Annotated in this window: 4 protein-coding genes; 1 reads left to right on the top strand and 3 read right to left on the bottom strand. The window is 69.2% G+C overall.

Annotated features, from left to right (window positions below; translation table 11 throughout):
- On the top strand, positions 1-104 hold a 104-nt coding region (locus VV867_RS30835), incomplete at its 5' end, for a hypothetical protein (RefSeq protein ID WP_328568427.1).
- 368 nt (positions 105-472) lie between these two features.
- On the opposite strand, the gene modC is transcribed toward VV867_RS30835, so the two are convergent.
- The 3 genes from modC to VV867_RS30820 form a co-directional block, all read right to left on the bottom strand.
- Positions 473-1,561: a molybdenum ABC transporter ATP-binding protein gene (gene modC, locus VV867_RS30830; RefSeq protein WP_328568425.1), complete on the bottom strand. Its 1,089-nt coding sequence runs from the start codon at positions 1,559-1,561 to the stop codon at positions 473-475.
- Position 1,562: 1 nt separating this feature from the next.
- Positions 1,563-2,243, bottom strand: coding sequence for a molybdate ABC transporter permease subunit (gene modB / locus VV867_RS30825; RefSeq protein ID WP_109935355.1), 681 nt, complete (start codon positions 2,241-2,243; stop codon positions 1,563-1,565).
- Between the two features lie 12 nt (positions 2,244-2,255).
- Positions 2,256-2,426: substrate-binding domain-containing protein (locus VV867_RS30820; RefSeq protein ID WP_328568426.1), on the bottom strand; the 171-nt coding region annotated here is incomplete at its 5' end.

Here is a 2,426-nt window from a genome sequence, read left to right as displayed (position 1 = left end):
CCACCATGCGCAGCGGCCTGCCGGTCAGCGGCTCGGGCACGGCGACGCAGCGGGACCAGGACGAGAACCGGTTGATCCTGAGCTATACGTTGCCGCTGTTCTAGGTCTTGGGTCTGGTGGGGGGGTTGTTAAGAGCAACAGAGCCAAAAGCCAAGAGCCCCTCTCCCTAACCCTCTCCCTGAAGGGAGAGGGGACCGTTCGGAGTGCTCGGGTATTTCGGAGTTAGCCGGACATTATGGCGTCCGGCTGAAGCCATGCTTTCCGCCGGCACGGACAAGCCCCCCCTCTCCCTTCAGGGCGGGGCGCGCAGCCGAGGGCTGGGGAGAGGGAACGGAGCCACCCCAAAGCCCAAAAGCCACCGGGCCACGCCGGAGGTGTTCTTCGTAGGAGCGAGCTTGCTCGCGAACCGCATGGCACCGCATTTGTTCGCGAGCAAGCTCGCTCCTACGAAAAGCCATAAAGCCATCCGCCCTCAAGCCAGCAGCGCCACCGACTTCACCTGCGCCCACACCCCCTGCCCCACCCGCAGCCCCAGCTGGTCGCAGGAATAGCGGGTGATCCGCGCCAGCAGCGGGTTGCCGCCCACGTCCAGGCGCACCAGCAGGTGCGCCGGGGTGTCGGTGGGGGCCAGTTCGGTCACGGTGGCCGGCAGCAGGTTGAGGATGCTGCTCTGCGCCGGGCGCTGCAGGGCCAGGCTGACGTCACGGGCCTGGACCTTGATGCGCAGCGCCTTGCCCGGCGGCAGAGGCTCATGGGCCAGGCGGATGCGTTCGCTGCAGCCGGGCAGGCCAAGTTCGAGCAGGCCGTAGCCGGCGTCGTGGCCCAGCACCTGGCCGTCGATCACCACGCCGGCGTCCTCCAGCAGCGAGGTGGGCAGGTCGGTGCGTGCCAGGGTCTCGCCCACCGCGCCGCTGGCCAGGGCGCGGCCGGCCTCCAGCAGCACCAGGTGGTCGGCCAGGCGCGCCACTTCGTCCGGCGAGTGGCTGACGTAGAGGATGGGGATGTCCAGCTCGTCGTGCAGGCGCTCCAGGTAGGGCAGGATTTCCGCCTTGCGCTTGAGGTCCAGGGCCGCCAGCGGCTCGTCCATCAGCAATAGCCGCGGGCTGGTCAGCAGGGCGCGGGCCATGCCCACCCGCTGGCGCTCGCCGCCGGACAGATGGCGCGGCATGCGTTCGAGCAGGTGGCCGATGCCCAATAGCTCGCAGGCCTGGTCCATGGCCACGCAGTGCTCGCGCGCCGGCACGCGCTTCATGCCGTAGCGCAGGTTGCGCCGCACCGACAGGTGCTCGAACAGGTTGGCGTCCTGGAACACATAGCCGATGGCGCGCTTGTGCGGCGCCAGGAACAGGCCCTGTGCGCTGTCCTGCCAGGTCTCGCCGTTGACCACCAGGCGCGCCTCGCGCGGCCTTTCCAGGCCGGCCACGCAGCGCAGCACTGTGGTCTTGCCCGAGCCGGAATGGCCGAACAGCGCGGTCACCCCGCGGCCCGGCAGGTGCAGGTCGACGTCCAGGGTGAAGCTGCGGTACTCGAGCAGGAAGCGCGCTTGGATGTCTGCCGGCATCTCAGTTCCAGGCCGAATGGCTGCGGCGCGTGGAGTACAGCGCCAGCAGCACGAAGAAGGAGAACACCACCATGCCGCCGGCCAGCCAGTGCGCCTGGGCGTACTCCATGGCCTCGACGTGGTCGAAGATCTGTACCGAGACCACGCGGGTCTGGCCGGGGATGTTGCCGCCGATCATCAGCACCACGCCGAACTCGCCCACGGTATGGGCGAAGCCGAGGATGGCGGCGGTGACGAAGCCCGGCCGCGCCAGCGGCAGGACCACGCTGAAGAAGCTGTCCAGGGGCCCGGCGCGCAGGGTCGCCGCGGCCTCCAGCGGGCGCGTGCCGATGGCCTCGAAGGCGTTCTGCAGCGGCTGCACCACGAAGGGCAGCGAGTAGATCACCGAGCCCACCACCAGCCCGGCGAAGCTGAACGGCAGGCGCTGCCAGCCCAGCGCGTCGGTGAGCTGACCCACCGGACCGTGGGGGCCCAGGGTGACCAGCAGGTAGAAGCCGATGACCGTCGGCGGCAGCACCAGTGGCAGGGCCACAAGCGCGCCCAGCGGGCCCTTGAGCCACGAGCGGGTGCGCGCCAGCCACCAGGCGATGGGGGTGCCCAGCAGCAACAGGATCAGGGTGCTGACGGTGGCCAGTTCGAGGGTGAGCCGGATCGCCGTGAAGTCCGCCGCGGTCAGGTGCATCGTTTTCCCTGTTTACAGCTCGTAGCCGTAGGCCTTGATCACAGCGGCCGCCTTCGGCCCCTTCAGGTAGTCCACCAGGGCCTTGGCCGCGGCGTTGTCCTTGCCTTTCTCGAGGATCACCGCGTCCTGGCGGATCGGTTCGTAGAGGTCGGCCGGGACTATCCAGGCCGAACCGCCGGTCAC

It is taken from the genome of Pseudomonas sp. JH-2, from assembly GCF_036231725.1.
Classification (GTDB): Bacteria; Pseudomonadota; Gammaproteobacteria; order Pseudomonadales; family Pseudomonadaceae; genus Pseudomonas; species Pseudomonas delhiensis.
The sequence above is the reverse complement of the archived record's forward strand: the minus strand, read 5'-3'. Positions and strand labels throughout refer to the sequence as shown.

Coding starts and splice junctions, on each gene's coding strand:
- modB (WP_109935355.1), bottom strand. CDS start 2,243: ATGCACCTGACCGCGGCGGACTTCACGGCGATCCGGCTCACCCTCGAA.
- modC (WP_328568425.1), bottom strand. CDS start 1,561: ATGCCGGCAGACATCCAAGCGCGCTTCCTGCTCGAGTACCGCAGCTTC.